The sequence below is a fragment of the Archangium sp. Cb G35 genome (genome assembly GCF_001896145.1).
Classification (GTDB): Bacteria; Myxococcota; Myxococcia; order Myxococcales; family Myxococcaceae; genus Archangium; species Archangium violaceum.
The window spans coordinates 225,411-245,037 of record NZ_MPOI01000014.1 but is presented as its reverse complement, the minus strand read 5'-3'; the positions used below and the strand labels follow the sequence as shown (position 1 = coordinate 245,037).

General features: G+C 67.5%; 19 protein-coding genes. 8 read left to right on the top strand and 11 right to left on the bottom strand.

Features of this window, described 5'->3' with window-relative positions; translation table 11 throughout:
• The first annotated feature begins 6 nt into the window (after nucleotides 1-6).
• Both BO221_RS37800 and BO221_RS37795 read left to right on the top strand, forming a co-directional pair.
• Nucleotides 7-573, top strand: a complete 567-nt coding sequence (locus BO221_RS37800) for a hypothetical protein (protein WP_073565723.1) — start codon at nucleotides 7-9, stop codon at nucleotides 571-573.
• Between the two features lie 46 nt (nucleotides 574-619).
• Nucleotides 620-985 carry a hypothetical protein gene (locus BO221_RS37795; RefSeq protein ID WP_369865931.1) on the top strand — a complete coding sequence of 122 codons (366 nt, stop codon included), beginning with the start codon at nucleotides 620-622 and terminating at the stop codon, nucleotides 983-985.
• Between the two features lie 43 nt (nucleotides 986-1,028).
• Here BO221_RS37795 and BO221_RS37790 read toward each other — a convergent pair whose 3' ends face one another.
• From BO221_RS37790 to BO221_RS37780, 3 genes are all read right to left on the bottom strand, one after another.
• Entirely contained in the window at nucleotides 1,029-2,096 is a 1,068-nt protein-coding gene (locus tag BO221_RS37790) for a chemotaxis protein CheB (protein ID WP_158079985.1), read from the bottom strand.
• Nucleotides 2,097-2,240: 144 nt separating this feature from the next.
• Entirely contained in the window at nucleotides 2,241-2,849 is a 609-nt protein-coding gene (locus BO221_RS37785) for a PEGA domain-containing protein (RefSeq protein ID WP_143195919.1), read from the bottom strand.
• Between the two features lie 27 nt (nucleotides 2,850-2,876).
• Nucleotides 2,877-4,403, bottom strand: coding sequence for a GspE/PulE family protein (locus BO221_RS37780; RefSeq protein WP_073565719.1), 1,527 nt, complete (start codon nucleotides 4,401-4,403; stop codon nucleotides 2,877-2,879).
• Nucleotides 4,404-4,624: 221 nt separating this feature from the next.
• Between BO221_RS37780 and BO221_RS37775 the strand changes: the two genes are divergently transcribed.
• Together BO221_RS37775 and BO221_RS37770 are read left to right on the top strand one after the other, a co-directional pair.
• Nucleotides 4,625-5,536, top strand: coding sequence for a flagellar motor protein MotB (locus BO221_RS37775; RefSeq protein WP_073565718.1), 912 nt, complete (start codon nucleotides 4,625-4,627; stop codon nucleotides 5,534-5,536).
• A gap of 111 nt (nucleotides 5,537-5,647) precedes the next feature.
• On the top strand, nucleotides 5,648-6,817 hold the full coding sequence (locus BO221_RS37770) for a cytochrome-c peroxidase (RefSeq protein WP_073565717.1): 1,170 nt from the start codon (nucleotides 5,648-5,650) through the stop codon (nucleotides 6,815-6,817).
• A gap of 350 nt (nucleotides 6,818-7,167) precedes the next feature.
• Here the strand turns inward: BO221_RS37770 and BO221_RS54280 are convergent, their stop codons facing one another.
• Nucleotides 7,168-7,818: a hypothetical protein gene (locus tag BO221_RS54280; protein WP_143195918.1), complete on the bottom strand. Its 651-nt coding sequence runs from the start codon at nucleotides 7,816-7,818 to the stop codon at nucleotides 7,168-7,170.
• 683 nt (nucleotides 7,819-8,501) lie between these two features.
• Between BO221_RS54280 and BO221_RS37760 the strand changes: the two genes are divergently transcribed.
• Together BO221_RS37760 and BO221_RS37755 are read left to right on the top strand one after the other, a co-directional pair.
• Nucleotides 8,502-9,419, top strand: coding sequence for a DUF2381 family protein (locus BO221_RS37760; protein ID WP_369865935.1), 918 nt, complete (start codon nucleotides 8,502-8,504; stop codon nucleotides 9,417-9,419).
• Between the two features lie 12 nt (nucleotides 9,420-9,431).
• Entirely contained in the window at nucleotides 9,432-11,210 is a 1,779-nt protein-coding gene (locus BO221_RS37755) for a serine/threonine-protein kinase (protein WP_073565714.1), read from the top strand.
• A gap of 79 nt (nucleotides 11,211-11,289) precedes the next feature.
• On the opposite strand, the gene BO221_RS37750 is transcribed toward BO221_RS37755, so the two are convergent.
• A complete protein-coding gene (locus BO221_RS37750) occupies nucleotides 11,290-11,841 on the bottom strand; it encodes a zinc-ribbon domain-containing protein (protein ID WP_073565713.1) in 552 nt (183 codons plus the stop codon).
• 105 nt (nucleotides 11,842-11,946) lie between these two features.
• Between BO221_RS37750 and BO221_RS37745 the strand changes: the two genes are divergently transcribed.
• A complete protein-coding gene (locus BO221_RS37745; RefSeq protein WP_083682012.1) occupies nucleotides 11,947-12,219 on the top strand; it encodes a helix-turn-helix domain-containing protein in 273 nt (90 codons plus the stop codon).
• A gap of 4 nt (nucleotides 12,220-12,223) precedes the next feature.
• Here the strand turns inward: BO221_RS37745 and BO221_RS37740 are convergent, their stop codons facing one another.
• The 6 genes from BO221_RS37740 to BO221_RS37715 form a co-directional block, all read right to left on the bottom strand.
• Nucleotides 12,224-13,468: a transposase gene (locus BO221_RS37740; protein WP_073565712.1), complete on the bottom strand. Its 1,245-nt coding sequence runs from the start codon at nucleotides 13,466-13,468 to the stop codon at nucleotides 12,224-12,226.
• Nucleotides 13,469-14,402: 934 nt separating this feature from the next.
• Entirely contained in the window at nucleotides 14,403-14,966 is a 564-nt protein-coding gene (locus BO221_RS37735; protein ID WP_073565711.1) for an SgcJ/EcaC family oxidoreductase, read from the bottom strand.
• Nucleotides 14,967-15,058: 92 nt separating this feature from the next.
• Nucleotides 15,059-15,643 carry a biotin transporter BioY gene (locus BO221_RS37730; protein ID WP_073565710.1) on the bottom strand — a complete coding sequence of 195 codons (585 nt, stop codon included), beginning with the start codon at nucleotides 15,641-15,643 and terminating at the stop codon, nucleotides 15,059-15,061.
• Entirely contained in the window at nucleotides 15,640-16,251 is a 612-nt protein-coding gene (locus BO221_RS37725; RefSeq protein ID WP_073565709.1) for an energy-coupling factor transporter transmembrane protein EcfT, read from the bottom strand. The genes BO221_RS37730 and BO221_RS37725 overlap by 4 nt, the downstream gene beginning before the upstream one ends.
• Entirely contained in the window at nucleotides 16,248-16,922 is a 675-nt protein-coding gene (locus BO221_RS37720) for an energy-coupling factor ABC transporter ATP-binding protein (protein ID WP_073565708.1), read from the bottom strand. The genes BO221_RS37725 and BO221_RS37720 overlap by 4 nt, the downstream gene beginning before the upstream one ends.
• Before the next feature lie 166 nt (nucleotides 16,923-17,088).
• Nucleotides 17,089-18,453: an NAD(P)/FAD-dependent oxidoreductase gene (locus BO221_RS37715; protein WP_083682011.1), complete on the bottom strand. Its 1,365-nt coding sequence runs from the start codon at nucleotides 18,451-18,453 to the stop codon at nucleotides 17,089-17,091.
• Between the two features lie 159 nt (nucleotides 18,454-18,612).
• Here BO221_RS37715 and BO221_RS37710 point away from each other — a divergent pair, with 159 nt between their 5' ends.
• A complete protein-coding gene (locus BO221_RS37710) occupies nucleotides 18,613-19,623 on the top strand; it encodes a hypothetical protein (protein ID WP_073565707.1) in 1,011 nt (336 codons plus the stop codon).
• Nucleotides 19,624-19,627: the final 4 nt, after the last annotated feature.

Sequence of the window (19,627 nt, the reverse complement as noted above, 5' to 3'; positions counted from 1 at the left end):
CGTCTCATGCCCGAGACGGAACTCCACGAGAAGCGCTCAGCGGAAGCGCGCGTCACCCAACAAGCGGAGTTCGCGTTTCAAGGCCACTGGACGCGAGTGCTCGTCCTGATGGCGCTTACCCTGACTGGCATTGGATGCGCCCACGCACAACGGCCCGAGCCCCGCATCCACGTCATTTCCGAAACTGCCGAGGGTGTCGGTACCTCATCCGGAAGTGGCGGTGCGGGTGGCCATGACTGCCAGAAGGAGCATGAAGAGTGCATCGACAGGTGCTGGAAGAACCGCTATCCGTGGCCACACAGCAAAGAGCAAGGGGGCTGGTATTACGAACGCTGCCTCACGACCTGCCGCGAAGAATTCAACGAGTGCACCGAGGAACAGGAGCAAGCGGCTCGCGAGCGAGAAGAAAGAGAAAAGAAGCTGAAGTTCCCTCGCATGGATGACGCGATTGACTGGCTCAGGAACCACAAGGCCGAGGTCGCGCTTGGCACGGTCGTCATCGTCGCGGGCGTTGCCTTCGTCCTGACGACGGGCGGTTCTGGCGCTCTGGTTCTCGCTCCTCTTGCCCTCTAATCCGGGTGCAACGATGAAATACAATCCGAATTTCGATGTCGACTCCGTGCTCGACGTCCTGCGCACCGTGGACGAGAAGTACCCGGAAGGCTCTCCTGAGGATGAAGCCCTCCGCATCGCCTCGGTGGCTCTGTTCTACGTCCGTGAAACCCAGAAGCTGGAGGATTACCGCGAGTTCTTTCGCGCGTTCTACACCCCTGCCATCGACTACATCGTCATCGCCCACACGTTCGCGACGCGGGAAGAGGCAGACACCTGGCTCATCAGTGGCGCCGCCCGTGACGGGGAGCTCGTCCGGATCGCTGGCGAGGGATTCCAGGTCATCCCCGAGCGAAAAGGCACGGGGTTCAGGTTCCTTCGGACTCCCCTGCCTGAAGAACTGATGAAGAAATATCCCCCGGACTCGGAGTAGGGACGAGCGGTCGCACGGGCTCAACCCGAGGACTCCGGCACCCTCACCCCGGCCCTCTCCCGGAGGGCGAGGGAGTGGTTCTACCGAGTGCCGCCATGAGCGCGGACATCTCTCCCGGTGTGAGCGTCTGGCTCGCCGCCCCCAGCGCCCTCGCCGCCCCCGGCATCCCGTCCACCACGCAACTCGTCCCCTCCTGCGCCACCGTCAACGCTCCCGTCTGGCGCATCGTCAGCAGCCCCCTCGCCCCGTCCTCCCCCATCCCCGTCAGCAACAGCCCCACCGCCCTCGAGCCGTAGAAACCCGCCACGCTCTCGAACAGCGCGTCCACCGACGGCACCGCCACGCCCCTCGACGTCTGCGTCTGCAGCTTGCCCCCTCGCACCACCAGGTCCCTGTCCGCCGGTGACACGTACACCACTCCCGGCTCCAGCCACTCCCCTCCCTGCGCCACCATCGTCCGGTGCCCCGTCCCTCCCAGCCACTTCGCGAAACCCGGCTCGAAACCCCGGACGATGTGCTGCGCCACCACCACCGGGAACGGCGCCGGTGACGGCAGCGCCTTCAACAACTCGAACACCAGCGGCGGCGCTCCCGTGGAGCCTCCAATCGCCAGCAGCGAGCACGGCCTCGGCTCGGGCGCCGCTACCCCCTGCGACGGCGGGGGCGTGACCACCGCCGGCGTCCGCAGCGACATCCTCCTCCGGCCCACCACCCGCGCATGCGCCATCACCCGCACCGTGCGCAGCAGCCGCTCCCGGAACTCCTTCACCGCATCCAGCCCTCCCACCGTGGGCTTGGCCAGCACATCCACCGCTCCCGCCCTCAGGGACTCGAACGTCCTGTCCCTCCCCGGCGTCTCCAGTTGCCCGCTGAGCACCACGATGGGACACGGCGCCGTGGCCATGATCTCCGTGATGGCCTCCACCCCGTCCATCCCTCCGGGCAGCACCAGGTCCATCAGCACCAACTGCGGACTCCAGCGCTGCACCGCCACCACCGCGTCGCGGCCATTGGCCACGTGCGGCAGCAGCTCGATGTCTGGCTCCCGGCGCAAAATCTGCTCGAGGAAGGCCACCACCGAACGCGAGTCCTCCACCAGCAACAGCTTCAACAGAGGCCTCCCCTGCCCGTCCGCTCCCGGGGCAGCTCCACCTTGAACACGCACGCGTCCACTCCACCCCACTCCCGCCGCCACCCCGAGGACATGACGGGAGAGGTTACCAGGATGCCGGGCGTCCGGGGCCCCCCGCCGCCCTCACTTCTTCCCGGAAGCCTTCCCCGCGCTCTTGCGCAACCGGGCCGTCACCTTCACCAGCGCGTCATGCGGGCACACGGTGCGGTGCGTCGCCTTCTCGTGGCCCCGCAGGGAGAACTCCACCAGCACCGGCGTCCCCGGCAGGCACTCGAGCCCCACCGACACGGGCGTCTCGCCCTGATCCTTCCCGTCCACCAGGATGGTGGCTCCGGAGGGCTCCGACTCGACCATCAGGATGGCCCCATCGAAGTCGGCGCGTTCCTCGCGCACCGCCGCATCCGGCGGCAACTCCTTGGGGGCCGTGACCCCCGCCGGGGGGCGCTCCGCGGGGCGCTCCTCCACCGGCTTCGAGCTGAAGGTGGGCTGGAGGGTGATCATCCGCGGCCCGGTGGTCATCTCACCCTGGAGCAGGGGGCGCACGAACAGCCCCACCGCCACCAGCGCGCACAGGGCCGAGGCCAGCTTCAGCCCCGCGGCCAGTCCCTCCAGCCGGGAGACCTGACCCGCCGGGGGCGCCGGGGGAGCCGCGGGCGCCACCGGACGCACGGGCCGCACCGGGGCCGCACCGGCACCTCCGCTTCCGGGCGTGGGGGATGTATTGCCACTCACGACGCCACCTCGCACGTATCAGCGCACTCAACCGACCACACGGATGACCTCACGCAACGTCGTGGTTCCGGCATTCACCTTCGCCAGGCCGGCGGCGAGCAGCGGCACCATGCCCTCGGACACCGCCATGTCCTGGATGCGCGAGGTGGGCACCTTGGTGTTGACGCACTCGCGGATGGCCGGCGTCAACTTCAGCACCTCGTAGAGCGCGGCGCGCCCCAGGTAGCCCGAGCCGCCACACCGCTCGCAGCCCACCGGCACGTAGAAGGGGCCCGTGGTGGGCAGGCCCGCCGCCTCCAGCCGCGCCAGCTCGTCGATCTCCGCCGGAGCGGCCATGCGGCAGTGCGGGCACAGCGCGCGCACCAGGCGCTGCGAGATGATGGCCACCGTCGCGGACGCGAGCAGGAAGGGCTCCACCCCCATCTCGATGAGCCGGTTGAAGGCGCCCGCGGACGAGCTCGCGTGCACCGTGGTGAGCAGCAGGTGGCCGCTGAGGCCGGCCTGGATGGCGGTGCGCGCCGTCTCCGCGTCGCGAATCTCTCCCACCATGATGACGTTGGGATCCTGGCGCAGCACGGACCGCAGGCCCTGCGCGAAGGTGAAGCCCTGCTCGGCGTTCACCTGCGTCTGGGAGAAGAGCGGCACGTCGTACTCCACCGGATCCTCGATGGTGGCGATGCGCGTCAGGTCTCCCCGCGTCTGCTTGATGTGGCCGAGCGAGGCATACAGCGTCGTCGTCTTGCCGGCGCCGGTGGCACCCGCCACGAAGATGATGCCCTGGGGCGCGTCCAGCAGGCGCTGGTAGGCGGAGAGGACCTCCGGCGCGAAGCCCAGCCGGGGCAGCTCCGGCAGCCGCACGGTGCTGCGGGCGATGCGCAGCGCCACGGACTCGCCGTGGTTGGTGGGCAGCAGCGACAGGCGGATGTCCGCGGGGCCCTCGGGCGTGCCGAAGGAGAAGTGGCCGTCCTGCGGCCGGTCCGAGCGGAAGAGCACCACCTTGGCCAGCACCTTGAGGCGGTTGATGAGGCGCGGGTGGTGCTCGCGCGGCATCATCATCACCTCCTCGAGCACGCCGTGGACGCGGAAGGCCAGGCGCGTGCCCGTCTCCAGCGGGTGCATGTGCACGTCGCTGGCGCCCACGCGCACGGCCCCATCCAGCAGCACGTCCACGAAGGCGATCATGTCCGGCTCGGGACGGGAGACGTAGCCGCGCAGCACGCCCTGCAGCTCCACGAGCATCTCGCGCACGGCGAACGCCGTGTCCGCGTCCACCACCGCCAGCGGCGAGAGCGACGGCCGGCGCCCGAGCACCTGGCGCGAGCGGCGGACGCGCGCATCCACGGCGGAGCCCACCGCCCCCAGCGCGAGGCACAACCCCACGCACCCCAGCACGGCGGGCGTGACGGCGAGGCCCAGGAAGCGGACACCGAGCCGCTGCGCGGCCCCCGCGTCCTGGACGGGATTCTGGTACAGCCACATGCCGATGCTCCCCAGGAGCACCAGCACGGCCAGCACCCAGGTGGCCTGGGCGGCTCTTCGAAGGGGCACACTCATTCGGAGCCCCACACGCTAACAGGCGCCTTCCGCCGCCTCAATGCGCAGACACCCCGCGTACGGGTAGGCTCGCCCTGGTGGAAATCCCCCACTCCGGCCACAACGCCGGAGATGAAGCTTGCGGGCCGCGCGGACTCCTCCAAGATGAGCCCCAGGGGGGGGCCACAATCATCGGACCGGGTGAGGTGTGTCCTCTCCTTCTCGCGCGGGAGCGTGCCTCCATGGTCCACCGACTCGCCGTCCTCCTCTGTGCGGTGCTCGTGCCCGGCCTGGCCGTGGCACAACCGTCCAACCCGCTGCCGGGCTTCGACCTGCAACGCCTGCAATTCGAGACGTCCGGGCTGGGCTCGCTGGTGGTGGGCACGGGCCGGACGCTGGACCCGGGCGTCGTCCGCCTCTCGGTGCAGGCGCACTACGAGCACCTGCCGCTCAACTTCTCGCGCGATTGGGCCCCGGGCCTCAACGTGGTGGGCCTGGTGGAGAGCAAGTTCTCCGGGCACGTCACCGCCGCCGTCGGCGTGTTGCCCTGGCTCCAGCTCGGAGCGCAGCTGCCCTACATCATCGCCCAGAGTGGGCAGCCCTTCCTGCGGACGCCCGCCCCCAATGGCCAGGGCCTGGACGAGCCCTGGGTGTCCGTGCGCGTGGCGCCCCTGCAGATGAAGCACGGGGCCCCGCTGAACCTCGCCGTGGAGCTCGCGGCCGCGCTGCCCGTGGGCCAGCCGGAGATTCTCGGCAGGGACGTGTACGCGGTGAACCCCAAGCTGCAGATGGGCGTGCAGTCCGACGGCGCCCAGTTCGGCCTCGAGCTGGGCGCGCTGCTGCGTCCCCGGTATGACCTGTCGCCCCTGTCAGGGCGCGAGCAGGACGTGGTGGGCAGCGAGCTGCGCGTGGGCGCCACCATCACCTCGCGCGGGATGAACAGCACCGCCACCCGGCCCGAGGTGAGCCTGCTGCTCAACCTGCCGGTGCAGGGCGGCAAACCCAGCGCCGAGGTGCTGGTGGGCGTGCGCAAGCACACCATGACGGGGTTGGACCTGTACTTCCTGGGGGGCCCGGGCGTGGGCTTCGCCGTGGACGTGCCCGCCGTCCGGCTGGTGGCGGGCGCCTCCTTCGCCACCGGCGAGGCGGACTGACCCCGCACCTCGGGAGCGCCGCGCCCTCACCCGAGGAGGATGGCTCTACGGAATATTCCGGGGTTACAGTGCTCGCCGGATGCACCGCCCCTGGAGAAGGAAGACCCGCCGATGAGCCGTCACTCCCCGCGCACCTGGATGCTCGCGAGCGCCCTCGTGGGCTCGCTGGGCCTGTCCTGCACGCCTCCGGAAGAGCCCTTCCCCAACCAGGACGAGCTCGAGGTGCTCCAGAGCCTGCACACCCCCTCGCCCCTGCCGCCGAGGGACCCCACCAACAAGTACGGGGACAACCCGGCGGCGGCCGCGCTGGGCCACCGGCTCTTCAACGACCCGGGCCTGTCCAGCTGCGGCACCGTCTCCTGCAAGAGCTGCCACGACGGCGAGGGCCGCTCGGTGGAAACGGCCGTGGCCGAGGGCTGTGACGGCAAGCTCACCGGACGCAACCCCCCCACGGTGTTGAACGCGGGCTACAACACCTGGTTCATGTGGGACGGGCGCGCGGACCGGCTGTGGAACCAGGCCCTGCTGCCGCTGCTCAACCCCGTGGAGATGAACTCCAACGCCAGCCTCCTGCGCGCCCGGCTGTCCGCGGAGTACGCGGAGGAGTACCGCGCCCTCTTCGGCAAGCTGCCCTCGGAGGAGACCGACGACAACCAGTTGCTGGCGCACTTCGGCAAGGCCATCGCCGCGTACGAGCGCACCCTCAACCGCCACGACGCCCCGTTCGACCAGGACGTCCGCCGCTTCCTGGAGGCGGTGGAGGCCGGCAGGGCGGAGGAGGACCCGGCATACCTGGGACTGAAGACCTTCGTGCGCAAGGCCCAGTGCAGCGCGTGCCACAAGGGCCCCATGCTGAGCGACGACCAGTTCCACAACATCGGTGTGAAGGACCTGAGCGACGGCCAGCGCGGCGTGGCGGTGGCGGCCAGCGCGATGCTCGAGTGGACCTTCAACTCGGCGGGGCCGTACAGCGACGCACCTGGCGGCATGGAGTCCTCGCGCCTGCTGAGGCTGCGCAATGACCTGCGCGAGAAGGCCTCCGAGCTGGAGGGCGCCTACAAGACCCCCACGCTGCGCAACGTGACGCTCACGGCGCCGTACATGCACACCGGCGAGGTGAAGACGCTCGAGGACGTCATCGACCTGTACGACAAGGGCGGCGAGACGGTGGGCAACTACGCGGGCACGGTCTCCATCACCATCAAGAAGCTGGACCTCACCGCCGAGGAGAAGAAGGCCCTGCTGAAGCTGCTCGAGTCGATGACGGGCGCGGCGAAGTAGCCTTTCTCCCTGGTGGAATTTCCCCTCTCCCCTCGGGAGAGGGACGGGGTGAGGGTGCCGGGTGAACCCTTCGACCTTACCCATTTTTCTGAGGCCCGAGGGCGCAGGCCCGGGCGGTGAGTGAGAAGGGCGAGCGTTCACGGCGAGAGCAGTCCTCAACACCGCAAGTGCGCAGATGGACTCGGGCTCCGTCAATCTCCGCACCAGTTGGGTTTGGCGATGGCGCACCTACCAGGATGGTCGCCGGAGACCCCGGAACTGCAGCCTGCAAAGAAAACGGCGCTCGCCCATCGATGAAGGAGAGCGCCGCAGAGGGCGGCAGGTTGAGTCAGGCGTGGAGTAACAAAGCCTCAGTCGGCCGGCGCCAGCATCGCCGCCAGCATCTCAAGGTAGGCGGCGAGTTCCCCAACAGCATCCTTCGAAAGCCCCGCGAAGGCTTGTGGTGCGGTGGATGAGAAGGACACAAGCGCGACGGGATTGGGGCTGTAGGGGACCTTGATGGCGATATCGGCGATGGTTTGAACCTCCATCAAGGTGTGGTCGCTGAGGCGCTTCGCATCTCGCTCAGTCAGCCCGAACTCGGCCTGAAAGATGCCTCGAAATCCGTCCTTGTGCTTGACCTTAGAGCGGTCGATCGTGAAGGACTGCAACTGCTTGGGGTTATGCCAAGCCTCCTTGATGTTCTTCGAACTGTCGGTGCGCCACCGGACTCGCGTCTTCACAGAATAATCGTGAGGCGCTTCGCGCTGGTAACGGACCAGTGGCACGAGGTCAGGCTCACCGTCTTGCCGGTCGGGCATGAAAACGGTGATCCGAAGGCAGGGGATCGAACTCAGAGGGCCTTCACCCTCTGCGATGCGCTTGAGGAGAAAGTGGCATCGTTTCCGAACCTTTCTCGACTCAAGGTAGGCGATTGCACGAATTTCCCAAAAAACGAAGGCGACGTAGAGAGCTACGCCTCCGGAAAAAATCCATTTTTCAGGCGTATTTGCGTCGTGCAACCCTAGGACGCTTAGCCCTACGCCGACAATTAGCGGGATGAAAAGGCGAGCAAGCTCATCTTGCGGAGGTAGGCGCACGCCTAGTGGAGTCTACCCGAACGTCCGCCTGCTCGTTAAGCGCTTTACGCTCGATGCGTTCCCATGCAGGGTTGGTCCACATCGGAACCTCTAAAGTCATGGTCGCCAGGGCGCGAGCTGGCATGCAAATGCGCGCTTTCTTGAGGTTTTTGATTCTCAGCCTGTATTTCCTGAGTTTCATGTTTTTATTTGATGCCAGCATGCCATCTCCTGTCGAGATCTCTACAGCTGACTCTAACAGAAGATAAGGGCGGAATGCGCGCTCGGCACAAAGAGACGTTGAAAATGCTCGCTTGCTCTGGTAGGACAGTCGCCCTTTTTTCGTCAGTAGACGTTCAGTAGCTATTTGGCGTTAAAGGTGCGTTGATGTGTGCCAATGCGCACATCTGGTGTCAATGTGGTGGTGCGGCGGAGTGGGGACTGTCCTGCCACATGCCCACGGGTTCTCCTGAGGGGCCAGACGAGGGGAGTGTTGCCTGTAACGTCCGTACACCCAGCGCCATGTAGGGGTTCGAGAAGGACTGGAGGTTCGGATCAGTTCTGGAACGTGAGCCGTAAGCACGCAGCCCACCAAGTCCTTGGTCGCTTAGTCGCCGGAGTGGAGCATCTGCTACGGTGAACCGGAGAGGTTCACCACCCTGGCACTACCACCGCCCCTTCCGCTCCTCGTCCTTGTCGCTCTGTCCCTCGGAACGCCCCCTGCAGCCCAGACCCAACCCCCGGCCCGCGAGCGCCAGGAGCGGCAAGTGGTCGTCCCTGGCCCCGGTGAGCCCGTGCCAGAGGTGCGGGTGGCGGCCAACATCCTCACCATCGTCCGCTTCGGGACCTCCATCGAAAGGGCCTCTGTGGAGGTGGAGGGGCGTACGACGCGCTTCAAGCTGGTAGACCCGGGGGAGTATACTCTTGCGCTTGAGCCCTCCGTCGAGATGGCCCCCGAAGAACGCCTCATCGTACGGGTGCGCTACAAGGACGTTGGTTCCCCGGCGTATGCCACCTTCGCCCTCGTCTCCCACCCCACGTTGGTAGACAAGGAGGTGACGGTGGTGCGCCGCCCGCGCACCGTCGAGGCGTTGGAGTCAGCGCTGGCGGAGAAGGAAGCGGAACTCGCGGCGCTCCGAGCCTTGAGTGGGCCCGCTGGGCTCGTGTTTTCCGGTCGGCTCGACCCGGACGGGGTGCAGGCCCGGCGCATCGCCATGGCACCCGCGGGCGCGCAGAGTGGACTGAGAGTGGCGGGCGGAGCGGGGTATCGCGCCTGCTGCTGGGCTCTCGCCGTCGTCCGTGTGCGCAACCTCCCAAAACAAAGCCCCTGGATGCCAGGTGTGGCGCGGCTCACCCGCGCAGACGGTACCGCCGTGAAGGTGCTCTCCGTGGACATGGACAAGGCGCAACTCGCGCCGGGCGAAGAGGGTCTCGTCACGGTGGAAACGGAGACGCCGTTCTGGAAGGCGGGCGAGGTCTTCCGCCTCGAGTTGTTGGACAAGGGCGGCGTCCGGCGTCTCCCCATCCTCGAAGTGGCTCTTTAGGAGGCAGGCCCCATGACGACGGAAGCCCTGCACCCGGACCACCTCAAACCCGGCGACATGGTGGGGCCTTGGCTCATCGTCGCGGTGCTGGGCCGTGGTGGCTCCTCCCGCGTCTTCAAGGTGGAGCGCGATGGTCAGCCGTTTTCCATGAAAATGGGGCTGCTCCCCCTCAACCAATCCACGGAGGAGCTCACCGAAGCGCAGTACGTGGAGGAAACGAGCGCCTACCGGCGCCTGGCGCGAGAGGCCTCCGCGCTCTTCACCTATTCATCCCACCCCAATTTACTGAGGGTGTACGCGGTGGACTTCTGGCCCAACCCCACCCGGGGCTACCCCTTCCTCGTCACCGACTTCGTGGATGGGGACGACTGGCACCGGTGGCGGTGGCGGAAGCCGCTTCACGCCGTTGGGCTGACGGACACCTTCTCCAGCGTGGTGCGCACCGTGGGAGTGCTGCACGCACGCGGCGTGTACCACCGGGACTTGAAGGCGGAGAACATTATCATCCGCCGCAAGGACGGCAGACCCTTCCTCATCGACTTCGGCACCGCGCGCCTCCCCGGGGCCCTCACCCAGACACTGGGACTACCCGAGGGTGTCCTGCACTTGGTTCCACCCGAGCTCCTGGCCTACACGCGCACCGAGGCGTGGAAGCGGGGCGAGCCCTTCCAGGGCGGGGTGGCCGCGGATCTGTACGCACTGGGGGTGCTGCTCTACCAGGGCCTGACGGACCTCCACCCGTTCAACCCCGAGCTGCCAGACAAGGAATTGCTGGCCGCCATCGCCAGCGTCCCTCCAGCCGCCCCCCACGTCCTCAATCCCTTGGCACCGCGCGCCCTCAGCGACATCACCCTGAAGCTGCTGGAGAAACGGCCTGAGGACCGGTACCCGGATACCGACGCTGTACTTCATGCTCTGGAGACGGCCGTCGAGAAGGTGAGGACGTCCCCCGCCTGGAAGATGCCTCTCTTCGTCTTCGAGGAGGGCTTGTCGGAACCAGCGCCCGGTGAAGTAGAGGTACCGCCAGTTCCTCAGCAGGAACCGGCGCGCGAGGCCGTTGAGGAGGCACCGCCACCCGAGGAGGAAGAGCACCAGGTTGAGGCGGCTCAGGGGGTGCCTACTGCACCTGGCGGTTCGCGGCCAGCAAGGTGGCCCCAGGTCGTCGCAGGCTTGGCCGTGCTGGGTCTTGCCTTGTGGCTGTTGCACTCCACACTCGGGCCCCCACCCGAGGCGCTGCCGCCTGGGTCTAGCCCTGAGAAAGGAACCCCCGCCGTGTCCACTCGCTCCGCCCCCTCGAGTTTCCTCGCTGCTTACCTGTGCGCCGCCGCCGGCATTGGCTGCCCCGCCGCCCAGGTGAAGCCTCCGGAGTCCACCGACTGCCCCAGGGAGGCGGCCAAGGCCATGTTCGAGGAGTTGAAAGTTCGGACGGGCAGCCCTCTTCAGGCCGTCGTGGACGTCAACCAACCCGGCGACATGAGCGAGGTAGGCGTCTACCAGGATGGACCTGTCATCGGCCGCCTCGTGGAGGGCGATGGAAACCTGCCCGAGGGGACGTTGCTACATGGCCGTCTCTGGACAGGCCCCGGCATCTACGATGTCGCCGCGGATGTGAAGCGCCCGGCCGTCATGGGCCGCTACACGTTGGCCGAGTTGCCGGATGGACGGAAGTACCCCGTGTGCATCGCGCTGGGCGACAAGTACGGGCGCGTGCCCAAGCATGAAGGCTCCAAGGAAGGGGCCGCCGTGCTGAACCGGGAGTTGCCGGTGAGCGCCGTCTGGCGCTGGCCGTGAGCGTCTTGGCCCTCCGTAGCCGCCTGAATTGAGCGCCGAGGCGGCTCCTCGCCTTCTGGAGTTCGCTTGAGCAAGCCGACTACAAGTCCACGAACACGCAGTCCTTCACCACGACATTCATCATTAGACCCTCGACGCGGCCGCGGATACCGACAGGAGTGCCTTGGGAGAGGGACGCCGCCTTCTGGGCGTGGGCTTCGCTGAAGGAGCACTGCACAACGGGAATCTCGAGTTGTTGGCCGGTGCCGACGGTCACAAAAATCTTGCCGAGGATGTCCCGCTTCACATCCCGGACATAGCCAGCCGTCTGGATGATGCGGCCTTTGAAGTTTGAGTCCGCCCGGATCTCGTTGTCCTTGTACTCCGCGAGGAGATCGCGGAGGTGCAGCATTTTCACGGGCTCCGCCGACTTGGTGCTCGCCTGGGTAGGTGACGAGCTGCTGTCACCCCTTCTCTTCGACACCGCGCCCACGCAGTTACCAATGACGCAGAGTCCGAAGAGGCCCCCGAGGATGAGCGCCAGCTTCCTCCCCGTGGAGGCGACTCGAGGAGGCGGAGCTCCGCATTTCGGGCACGCCGCCGCGTTGGATGCCACCTCGTTACCGCACTGCTTGCACTTCACCAGCGCCATTCGCGCTCTCCTGGGATGGGTGTTGTCGTCACTCGCACGTCGCTAGAGACACGACGCTAGCGACGTGGCCCGCCCGTTGTAGGCGCTCCTACGGTCTGCCGCAAGATGGTGGGCACCCGCACACGCCGACCCGAGCGGGCGGAGCAGTACGAGAGCCCCTCCTACCGCGACCTACAGGCGCGGCTGGCGGCGGCCGTACGGCGTTTGCGTGAGGAGAAAGGCTGGACGCAGGAGGAAGCCGCGCACCGGTGTCAGATGACTACGCGCCTCCTCCAGAGAGTGGAGGGCGAGGACGTGAATCTGACCCTGACCACGCTCGCACGCCTCTGCGAGGGCCTCGGCGTGGACGTGGCGCAGCTCTTCCAGTCGCGCAAGTGAGGCCCTATGGGCCGCCGTCCATGGTGGCCCGGAGCAGAGCCCCGATGCCCTCGAGCAGCCGGTAGTAGAGGTATACCGGCACCGGCCCGAACGCCTTGAAGTTGGAGGCGATGCGCTCCACCTGCGCTCGCGGCCCGTGTACCAGCAGCGCGAGAAAGCCGTAGGCGAGGTGGACGAGCTGCACCATGCGCTTGAGCCCCGTCCACGTGAGGGCCCGCACATCCTCCAAGTCGAAGCCCTGCTTGGTGAAGCGGTTGGCCTCCTCAATCCCCCACCTGTCCAGGTAGATGTCCGCCACGCGCCGTGCGTCGTCGCTCGTCTTCACCTCCAACGTGGTGAGGATGGCGAGCGGCTCCTGCCCCAACGCGCCACCGCTGACGGTGACGAGGGAGTAGGGCTTTGCGCCTGGTTTGCCCGTTTGTTTGCAGGAGGAAGGGTGCTCCTGCTGAAGGTGCACGTTGCTCACCCACCCCACCTGGAGGAGCCAGTTCCGCTTCTTCTTCGTGCCACGAGGCCGGTGGAAGTACAGGCGCGGCGTGCCCTCCACCAAGCCCTTCACATTCGTCTTCCCCTCGGGAGTGAAGAGGGTGCGGCTGTTGCCCTCAACGCGCAGCCGCACGGCGAAGTCCACGCCCATTTCCTCCATCTTCCTGAAGAAGGTGCCACCATCGAAGCCGCTGTCGAAGGCCCAGAAAGCGTCGTCCGGTACGTGCTTCCGCACCGTCGCGATGGCGTCGAACACCGTGGCATTCTGACTCTTGAACTCGGGCGACTCCTTCGAGAAGAGCCGGGCCAGCAGCGGCAGACGCCGCCCACGCACACCCACGGCCTCGAGGGAGATGATGTCGTAACCCTCCCCCACCTCCTTCGTGGAGCCATCAAGGACTCGGGCCAGGTACGGCATTTTCCTCGCGCGTGGCTTGGTGATGTCGGTGATGTCCACGGCGATGGTGGGCCGCGGGTAGCGCTCGTCCCGGAGGATGGGGGCGACGAGCCGCAGGTAGTCCTGCTCCACCGTCGCGTCGTCATAGCGCCCGTTGCCGAGGTTGCGCGAGAGGCGCTTCTCCGTGTGGATGAGGCGGCTCGGCTCCTTCAAGGCCCTGCCGATTTGGGAGAGGAGGACGCTCCTCTTCTCCACCAGCCCGAAGAGGGCCTCGCGCAGAAAGCGGCGGTTCGGCTTGTGCAGCCGCCCGCCCACCTTCTCCACGTAAGCGTCGAAACGCTCTCTGAGCGACTTCTCGCGAGGCACACCTCTCCCGACGCTGGACTCACGCGCCGGAGGTGCCTACGTTTCCTGTGTCCCCTGACAAGGACAGGAGCGTGGCCCACAGCCCGTTCCAGCAGTTGAGGGCGGCAGGGCTGTTGGCGCAGCTCCACCTCCCGGATTGAGGGCTGGGCCTTGGCGGGCTCAGCCCTTTCTCTTTTCCCGTCTCCTTCGGCTTCACCTCCTCGGGTGTTGGGCCCGCGGGCCCATGTTTGCCGTGCGGCAAACTCTCGTGGCTTGCAGCTCAGCGCGCTTCGTCCCAACCCCACTCATTCGGTAATGCCGCGCGAGCTGTCCCAAAAGATGGGGTCGCCGTGCTCAACGTCAATGGCGGGTAGTGATCAGCGCGCGATGCTGAAGCCGTGTGGCCGACACCACGCACGCGGTTTCCTCGAGCAACTGCACGACGCTGCGCATTGACGCTCGAAACGCGAGCATTGAGGCTCTTTGCGCGTAGGGGCGCGGGCGCAGCAGGAGAAGCGTTCGGGCCTCGCAGCGGCACGCAGAGTGCCGGGGGCGCACGAAGCTGGAGAGAAACGGAAGGAGGAGCAAGCTCACCACGGTTGCTGGAGAGCTTGCCTGAGAATGCCTCGCCCTTGCCGCAAGAAATGACACTCGAACATCAAGTCAATCACTTACATTTCGGTGCTAACAGTCATGCTACAAGGTTGAAGAGGCAGCCCAAGGCGCCCCGGCGAGGAAGGAAACGTCCCCAGGGCGCGCCCGGCCGAGGGGGCGCGGCTCAAAAAAATGGGTAAGGTCGAAGTGAACCCGGGTTGAACCCCCTGCGCACAGTGAGGGCCACGGGTTGAAGGACGGGCTCGGCAACCCTCACCCTGACCCTCTCCCGAGGGGAGAGGGGATGGCTTCGCCCACTTCCCTGAAAGGGATTGGCACCCGGGCGGAGGGCCGTCTTGGCTCAGCGGCCGGTGGGCGCGGGGGCGGGCTGCGCGGGCGGAGCCGGCTGCGCGGCGGGGGCCGGGGCCGGCTTCACGTCCGTGTTCTGACCCGCGACGATGAACCACTTGCCGCCAGACAGCTTCAGCACGTAGCGCATACGGGTGCGCAGCACGCCCGGCTCGGTGGCCTGCACTCCCGGGGGCAGCCCCGTGTACTTCGTCACCACGTGCTCGGCGTCCACCATCGCCACCGCGGGGGTGACGAAGACGAGCTTCTTCACCGTCACCTCCGAATGGCTGTCCTTGAAGAGGGTCGCGAAAACGTGGGCGTGCCGCTTCTCGATCTCCTCACGGCCGCTGAAGGCCGTGCCCACGATGTTGATGAACTCGGCGTCCGGAGCGAAGTCCTTGCTCCACGCGGCCGCGTCGTGACGGTTCCAGGCCTCGTTCTGCTCGGCCACGAGCTTGCGCAGGCTCGCCTCGTCGCGGGACTGGCCCCGGCCCTGCTGGGCCTGGACGGAAGAGGCGAGACAGAACGACAGGACCACGGCCATGACGGCCGAGCTTCGCGCGAAGGTGTTCATACGGGGCTCCCCTGGGATGAAATGAGGCGGGGCACGTTAGCAGTGCCCCTCGCGCGTACGAGACATTCCCATCCCCTGAGAACACGAGCCCCTCACGCCGAGGACGGAGGCGGCACGGCGGGGCTGGCGGACCGGGGCGGCTGGATGAGCGGCCAGGCGCGCTTGAGGGTAACGGCGGCGGAGGCGGCGAGCGCGGCCTTCACGCAGTCCCCGGGGACGAAAACGAGCGAGCCCCACGCGGCCTTGGCCAGCGGCAGCTTCGCGGCCACGGCGAGCCAGGGGATGCCCACGGCATAGAGGACGCAGATGCCGCCGAGCACGTTGATGGCGAAGGCGAGCGGCACGGACAGCCGCGACCAGGCGCGCTCGGTGAGCCAGCCGATGAGGAAGGCGGCGGGCAGGAAGCCCACGAAGAAGCCTCCGGTGGGCCCCACGTACACGCCGAGCCCGCCGTTCCCTCCGGCGAGCAGGGGCAGCCCCGCGGCCACGAGCAGGTGGAAGAGGAGCAGGGACAGGAAGCCCTTGCGCGCCCCGAGGATGGAGCCGGCGAGCATCACCCCGAGCGTCTGCGCGGTGATGGGCACGGGGATGAAGGGCAGCGTCAGCGGAGGCAGCAACCCGAGCGCGGCCATGAGGGCGGCGAACAGGGCGACGTGGACGAGATCTCGGGTCTTCACGAGGGTTCCTCGGGGTCGAAGCAGCGCGCGTCGATGGCGTCGGCGAGCGTATCGGCGGTGCGGAGGGTCTTCACGAGCAGCGGGACGAGCACCGCGACGGGATTCCCGTCGAGGCCACGCACGCGCTGGGCCTCTTGAATCTCCCGCAGCCACGTGGCGAGCAGGGGGATGAAGCGCAGGGTGAGGGAGAGCAGCAGGCCCAGCCGCGCGGGGTTGAGCCCGAAGCGGGCCAGGGGACGCAGCGCCCGCTCCAGCGCATCGAGCATGTCCGAGGCCCGCGTCGTCAGGGACACGAGCGTGGCGAGCAGCACCAGGACGGCGAGCCGCAACACGGCCCCCAGCGCGGACTCCCAGCCAGACACCAGGGCATGCAGGGCGAAGAGCGGGACGAGCACGAAGGCGGAGAGGCGGAGGACGGGCGCCACCTCTCGCGGACGCAGCCGTGCGAGCACGTAGAGGCCGAGCGTGGCCACGAGCGCACCGGAGAGCACGGGCAGCGAGGGGAAGAGCAGCAGCCCGGTGCCGGCGGCGAGCAGGGCCAGCATCTTGGCGCCCGCGGGGACAGCATGGACGGGCGAGACGCGGTGGAGATAGAGGCCGAGGCTCACGCCATCATCCGGACGTAGGCGTCGAGAGCGACGGAAGGGACGTCATCGACGACCACGCGGCCCGCGTCGAAGACGAGCACACGGTCGAAGTCGCGCAGCAGGTCCAGGTCGTGGGAGACGACGATGGCCGTCTGGGGCAGCTCGTGGATGGCCTGGGCGAGGCGGCGCTTGTTGCGGAGATCCAACAGCGTGGTGGGCTCGTCGAAGACGATGTAGCGCGGCTCCATGACGAGCACGGAGGAGAGCGCGAGCAATTGCTTCTGGCCGCCGCTGAGCAGATGGGCCGGGTGGTGACGGAAGTCCTCCAGGCCATAGCGGCGCAGGACGGCGGTGACACGCGTGGAGATGTCGGCCGGCGGCAGCTTGAGGTTCTTCAGCCCGAAGGCGAGATCCTCCTCGACGGTGGGGAGGACGATCTGATGGTCGGGGTTCTGGAAGACGAAGCCCACCTTGCGGCGGATGGCGCGGGCGTCCTTCCGGGTGTCGAGCCCCTCCACGAGCACCTGGCCCCGCTCGGGGACGAGGAGACCATTGAGCAGACGCGCGAAGGTGCTCTTTCCGGAACCATTGCCGCCCACCACGGCGATGCGGCGCTCGGAGAGGGTGAGGTCGAGCCCCTCGAGGACGGGGCGCTCACCGAAGTGGTGGCTGACGGCTTGGAGTCGAATCATTCGCGACCGCTGCGGGCGGGCGAATGTAGCGCCTTTCTGGCTCCGTGCACGTCCCCTCTCCCCCTCGGCCTCTCCGTGCAACCCCGTCACACGCAGAGAGACCCGGGCCACCCTGTAGACCCTCACCCCAGCCCTCTCCCAGAGGGAGAGGGAGCGGCGGGGAGCTTCAGTGCAGGTGGGAGGGCTCGGGCTCGTGTTGCGTCAGACCGGCACGAGGCTCCGGGGCATGCTCGCCGGTGGTGGCCGGCAGGCTGGCCGTATGGATGGGCGGGAGCTTGTTGGCGTGCAGGCCCGTGATGAGGCGCACGTCCCTCCGCTTGGTGAGGTAGGTGTAGGCCCATTCGAGCATCACCGCCACCTTGTTGCGGAAGCCCACGAGGAAGGTGATGTGGATGCCGAGCCACATCGCCCAGGCGGGTTTCCCGCTCAAGCGGACCTTGTCGTAGAGCACGCCGATCGCCGAGCCGCGGCCGATGACGGCGAAGGAGCCCTTGTCGTGGTAGCGGAACGGCTCCAGCGGACGGCCGGCGATCCGGTGGAGGATGTTCTTCGCCACGTGCCGGCCCATCTGCATGGCCGCCGGGGCGATGCCCGGCACCGGCTTGCCGTCCTGCACCAACGAGGCGAGGTCTCCAATCACGAAGACGTCCTCATGGCCGGGGATGTTCAGCGTGGGCTCCACCTTCACCCGGCCCGCCTTGTCGAGCGGCACGCCCAGCGTCCGGGCCACCGGGGACGCGGCCACTCCGGCGCCCCAGAGTACCGTGCGCGTTGGGATGCGGGTGTCGCCCACGGTGACGCCTTCCTCGTCCACCCCCGTCACCATGGTGCCGGTGCGCACCTCCACGCCGAGCTTCTCCAGGTCCTCGCGAGCCCTGGCCGAGAGCTCCTCGGGAAAGGAATTGAGCACCCGGGGGAGCCCCTCGAGCAGGAGGACGCGGGCCTTCGAGGTGTCGACGCGGCGGTAGTCGCGGGGCAGCGAGTGCCGGGTCATGTACGCGAGCGCACCCGCCAGCTCCACCCCGGTGGGCCCGGCACCGATGATGACGAAGGTGAGCCAGTCGCGCTGGCGCTCGGGGTCGGTCTCGCGCTCGGCGGCCTCGAGGGCCAGCAGCACGCGCTCGCGGATCTCCCGGGCGTCGTCGATCGTCTTGAGCCCTGGAGCGAACCGGGCCCACTCCGGGTGGCCGAAGTACGAGTGCGTGGCGCCCATGGCGAGCACCAGCGTGTCATAGGGAATCTCCCCGCCATCGGAGACGACCACCTTGCGCGCGAGGTCGACGGATTGGACCTCGGCGAGCAGCACGGTGGTGTTCCTGCCGCGCAGAATCTGACGGATGGGCGCGGAGATGTCGCCCGGGCTGAGCACAGCGGTGGCCACCTGGTACAGCAGCGGCTGGAACAGGTGGTGGTTGTAACGGTCGAGCACCGTCACCTCCACGGGGGCGCGCTTGAGTTTCAGCGCGGCCTGGAGCCCGCCGAAGCCACCGCCCACGATGACCACCTGATGCCTTCCCGGCTTGTTTTCCATGGCGGAAAAGGTGCGGAGCCCGGGGGAATCCGGCCACCGTCCCCGGAGACACACCCGCCTGCCGGGAAATCGCCGCCTGCTCGCTCGCCAACAGGGCCAGGAGCCAGGCCCGTGCATACGAGCCTGCTCTCACGGCATCCTGCGGCCAGGGGGGCTCTCATGCCGAAACCACGAGAAGGTTCCGCGTCCTTCTGGCGGGATGCCCGTGCGGCCTTCGCTCTCGTCTTCCGCACGCCCATCGCCGGTTTCGTCCTCTATGGGCTGGCCTTCACGGTTTCCTTCGCCGCCATGCACGGTGCCAATCTCCAGGCAGTGGCCTCCCTGAACTCGCGCAAGGTCTATCTCTGGCGTGTGCTCTCCGCGCTCCCACCCACTGCATGGATGCTCATCTGCATCTTCCTGCTCAGCGATTGGGAGAGGACCCGTTCAGCCTGGCCCTCCACGCGCAAGGGGTGGATGGTGATCACATTCTCCGTCCTCCTTGGCATGCCCTTCATCGTCCTGCCGCTCATGGCCCAGTACTTCGTCTGGATGGAGGATCCTCGCGTACACGCGGCCATGCTGACAGCCATCCCCATCGCTCACTCCTCCACGAAGAGCGTCCTCATCAACCTCATCGGGCTGGCGAGCGGGGTCCTCCTCGCTTCGGTCATCCTCGGCCTCCACTTCCAACTCATCGACCGTCTGCCGGAGCTCCAGTGCCGTGCGGAGCAACCCGGGTCAGAGGGGCTCGAGGAAGACGTGCGGTGGTATTACCGGTGCCGGGAGCAGTTGGGCATCTTCCTCACCCTCTGCTGCGTCATCATGGGGAGCTCGATCCTGGGCTTGAGCTCCCTGCGCCACCTGATCAACGAGATCCTCCCCCCCACCGCGGTGGTCCCGACGTCGCCCATCCTGGGCTACGGCATCTATTACACGGGACTCCTCGCCAGCGCATACCTGCCGGCCCACCGGGCCCTGATGAACGTGGGCAAGACCCTCGCGGAGCGGCTCGCCCGGCAATCCCTCTCGGACTCCGTCACCTGGAAGCAACGCAACGAGGAGCGGGAGGCCGCTCGCACCTGGCTCGGCTTGCAACGCTCCCCCCTCCAGGACTTCCAGCAGGGGCTCTCCATCTTGACGCCCCTGCTCGCGAGCCTCTCCTCCCTGCTTCTCGGCCCGGGCGGATAACGGC

Coding starts and splice junctions, on each gene's coding strand:
- BO221_RS37800 (WP_073565723.1), top strand. CDS start 7: ATGCCCGAGACGGAACTCCACGAGAAGCGCTCAGCGGAAGCGCGCGTC.
- BO221_RS37780 (WP_073565719.1), bottom strand. CDS start 4,403: ATGAGTGTGCCCCTTCGAAGAGCCGCCCAGGCCACCTGGGTGCTGGCC.
- BO221_RS37775 (WP_073565718.1), top strand. CDS start 4,625: ATGGTCCACCGACTCGCCGTCCTCCTCTGTGCGGTGCTCGTGCCCGGC.
- BO221_RS37770 (WP_073565717.1), top strand. CDS start 5,648: ATGAGCCGTCACTCCCCGCGCACCTGGATGCTCGCGAGCGCCCTCGTG.
- BO221_RS37755 (WP_073565714.1), top strand. CDS start 9,432: ATGACGACGGAAGCCCTGCACCCGGACCACCTCAAACCCGGCGACATG.
- BO221_RS37750 (WP_073565713.1), bottom strand. CDS start 11,841: ATGGCGCTGGTGAAGTGCAAGCAGTGCGGTAACGAGGTGGCATCCAAC.
- BO221_RS37745 (WP_083682012.1), top strand. CDS start 11,947: ATGGTGGGCACCCGCACACGCCGACCCGAGCGGGCGGAGCAGTACGAG.
- BO221_RS37735 (WP_073565711.1), bottom strand. CDS start 14,966: ATGAACACCTTCGCGCGAAGCTCGGCCGTCATGGCCGTGGTCCTGTCG.
- BO221_RS37720 (WP_073565708.1), bottom strand. CDS start 16,922: ATGATTCGACTCCAAGCCGTCAGCCACCACTTCGGTGAGCGCCCCGTC.
- BO221_RS37715 (WP_083682011.1), bottom strand. CDS start 18,453: ATGGAAAACAAGCCGGGAAGGCATCAGGTGGTCATCGTGGGCGGTGGC.
- BO221_RS37710 (WP_073565707.1), top strand. CDS start 18,613: ATGCCGAAACCACGAGAAGGTTCCGCGTCCTTCTGGCGGGATGCCCGT.